This window comes from Paracoccus sp. (in: a-proteobacteria) (assembly GCF_046462195.1).
In the GTDB taxonomy this organism is placed as follows: Bacteria; Pseudomonadota; Alphaproteobacteria; order Rhodobacterales; family Rhodobacteraceae; genus Paracoccus.
The window spans coordinates 1-3,202 of the sequence record NZ_JBKGUN010000260.1 but is presented as its reverse complement, the minus strand read 5'-3'; the positions used below and the strand labels follow the sequence as shown (position 1 = coordinate 3,202).

The 3,202-nt window shown below is 61.6% G+C and carries 3 protein-coding genes; 2 read left to right on the top strand and 1 reads right to left on the bottom strand.

Annotation, left to right across the window (positions count from 1 at the left end; genetic code table 11):
• Window positions 1–461: gluconokinase (locus tag ACLHHB_RS15875; RefSeq protein ID WP_410219253.1), on the bottom strand; the 461-nt coding region annotated here is incomplete at its 3' end.
• 155 nt (window positions 462–616) lie between these two features.
• On the opposite strand from ACLHHB_RS15875, the gene ACLHHB_RS15870 reads away from it, so the two are divergent.
• On the top strand, window positions 617–1,624 hold the full coding sequence (locus ACLHHB_RS15870) for a GSU2403 family nucleotidyltransferase fold protein (RefSeq protein ID WP_410219252.1): 1,008 nt from the start codon (window positions 617–619) through the stop codon (window positions 1,622–1,624).
• A 71-nt stretch (window positions 1,625–1,695) separates the two neighbouring features.
• Window positions 1,696–2,301, top strand: a complete 606-nt coding sequence (locus ACLHHB_RS15865) for an inorganic diphosphatase (RefSeq protein WP_410219251.1) — start codon at window positions 1,696–1,698, stop codon at window positions 2,299–2,301.
• Window positions 2,302–3,202 lie beyond the last annotated feature (901 nt).

Here is a 3,202-nt window from a genome sequence, read left to right as displayed (position 1 = left end):
TCGAGGGGCAGGGCATTTTCGGACGGCAGCGGCGGCTCCAGCGTGGCCAACTGGCTGTCCAGCAATGCGGGTGGCATATAGTGACCCTCTCGCCGGGCCATGCGGGCGGCGATGATCTGGGGCGCACCAGTCAGGTGCAGAAATCGGACCGGCCCCCCCGCCCCGGCCCTCAGCCGGTCCCGATACACCCGACGCAGGGCCGAGCAGCCGACCATCACCGGGGCACGATCGGCCAGCACTTGGGACACGCGGTCCAGCCAAGGCCAGCGATCGTCGTCGGTCAGCGGTACGCCCGCGGCCATGAGGGCGACGTTCTTGGCCGGGTGCAGGTCATCGCCGTCGACATAGGGGATACCGATCCGTGCTGACAACGCCTGCCCGATCGAGGTCTTGCCTGTGCCCGACACGCCCATGATGACCACTCGCAAAGGCGGGGCGGAAGCGGTTGAAGCATCGGACATGGGCTGGTCTTCCGGTCATGGCAGGGGCTGCGATTGTGCGGGCACGGCCTTGTCGGGTCAAGAGAACCTGCGCTGTGCCTTTGTTCAACAGTCTTGCGGTATGTTGAACACGACCGTATTCAGAGGTGGATATCGCTGTTCTTTATGCAGGATCCATGCGCAGACATTCCGCCCTTGCCCATGCAGCCTATCACGACCTGCTGCGATCCTTGCGTGACGAGGGACTGCGTGATCTTCGCGGCACGCCGACGCTGGTGACCCGCAACGGGCGCGGCTACTGGTATGACAGCTTCCGCGTCGGAACCGAAGTGCGCAAGCGTTACCTGGGTGAGGACGGCCCGGATCTGGCCGCCCGGATGCAGGCACTGCGCGAGGATCGCATCCCTGTCGAGCAACGCCGTCGTGATCGCGCGCGGCTGGTGCGCCTGTTGCGTGCCGAAGGGTTCCTGGGCTTGGATCCGACCAGCGGCAGCCTGATGGCGGCCCTTGCAACGGCTGGGGTGTTCCGCCTTGGGGGTACCGTGGTCGGCACCCACGCCTTCCGGCTTTACGAAGGGGAACTGAACCTGCGCCTGTCGCTGGAACAAACGGCACAAACCGATGATCTGGACATTGCCAGTTTCGAACGGCTGTCCTTGGCGCTGGAGGATGCGGCCGCGCCTCCTGTCCAGCAGGTATTGGCCGATTTCGACTTTGCCCCTGCTCCCAGTCTTCAGCCCGGCCGGACTTGGCGGTGGCGCCAGACGCAGGGCAATGCGCTGGTCGAGTTCCTGACTCCGGCATTCGGCGAAGAAGGCCTGCGCGACCTGCCCGCCCTTGGCGTGCAGGCGCAGGCTCTGCACCACCTCAATTACCTCATCGCTGAACCGATCCCGGCCGCGATCTCCTATCGCAGCGGCGTTTTGGTGCAGGTGCCGCGCCCGGAGCGCTTTGCCATCCACAAGCTGATCGTAGCCGACCGCAGGCGTGCCGAGGACCGGATGAAGTCGGCCAAGGACCGCGCACAGGCTGCCTTTCTGATCGCGGCGCTGTGTCATGACCGGCCAGACGATCTGGCCGAAGCGTTGGAGGATGCGCGCGCCCGCGGGCCCCGATGGCGTGAACGGATCGATGCTTCACTGGGGCGCATGCCGGACACGGTCGCGCAACTGGCGTCATTGTAACGTCACTGCCCTGTCATCCGAGCGTCATTCCGCTGCCCTATCCGCACCGGGTACGAACAGGAGAAGCCGACATGAAGACTCTTGCCCTTGCTGCCCTGCTGCTGTCGTCTGGCGCCGCGCATGCGCAGATGCAGCATCCCTTCACCTATCCGCAGCCGCAGGACGACACCTCGGAATTCCTGACGGTCATCGAAATTCCGGCCGGCAGTTTCACCAAGTACGAGATCGACCCCGAGTTCGGCTATGTTCTGGTCGATCGTTATCAATCGATGCCCGTGGTTTATCCGGCAAACTATGGTTCGCTTCCCTCGACGCTGGCCGGTGATGGCGATCCCCTGGATGCACTGGTCCTGACCCGCGAACCTGTCGTGCCGGGGGCAGTCATCCGGAGTCGCGCCATCGGTGTACTGAACATGATCGACGGCGGCGAAGAGGACAGCAAGATCATTGCCGTTCCAGCCAGCGACATCGACCCGACCTATGACGACATCCAGGACATCGCTGACCTGCCTACCATCGAGCGAGAGCGTATCGAGGCCTTCTTCCGCGTGTACAAGCAGTTGCCGGAAGGGCGCAAGGTGGTCGAGTTGAACGGCTTTGACGGAGCAGATGTGGCGCAGCAGATGGTAGCTGACGCAATCGGCGCCTATGGTGAACAGGACGTGGCAGCCCAGTAGCGCATTGTTCGACAGGCGTGGGCCCGCAAACCTTCGAAGGCCCATGCCCTATTCCTTGGCAGGGCGGCAAAGACGATGTTTTCGCGAGCCAAGGCGCTGCACGTGGCTTCCCCACTAGAAAGGCGAACGTGCTGGCGCAGGATTGGTGCAAATGATGCTGCCTCCCGAACATCGAGATCTGGCAGATGGGCATCTGCATCGGGTGGAGGTATTTATGTTGTCGGTTGCATTGGCAGTGCCGGACCGCCTCCACCGTCGCCGCTCCTGCTCCGTCCGGAGGATGCCTCCGTCACAGTGACGTCGCAATTGCAGGCGACTGGCAGCATGTTGAGGACGTCCGCGTAGCGAGCCAGCGCCGGCAGGTTGCGATGTTCCTCAAGGTTGTCTGCAATTGACTTGCTGCAGGGCCGATGTTCAGGAGCATCGCGATGTTCGTCAGAAAGCCCGGCAGAACACTGCGCTCATCAAAGCAATATGACCATGGCCGAGGGAAAGAGTGGTGTGTCATGCGCCGGCTTCAGCCACCTGACCTGCCAGATCCGACAGCCGCGCATGTTGTTCATGATACGTCATAAGATGGCAGGCTGGTACTCGAACCGTGACCCACCTGCCATGAGGGGCACACCCAAACCACTTGAAGTAGGGAGATTTGCAAACGCCACTTCGGAATCTGCCCTTAAATGCCATCGTCTACCGACAAGCGGCATGTGGAACCGTTTTTCAGATCAGGCGAAGCGATATTTTATTTTAAATAGACAGCCTGCCTGCATCAGGAAAATGACATAAACGGATATGGTGATCTTTCCTTTTTGTTCCAGACAAAGCAGAGGTGATGCCCAATGGTCTGGAAGGCGAAAGAATGATGAATTTTCAGCCTCAGCCTCAGCCTCAGCCTCAGCCT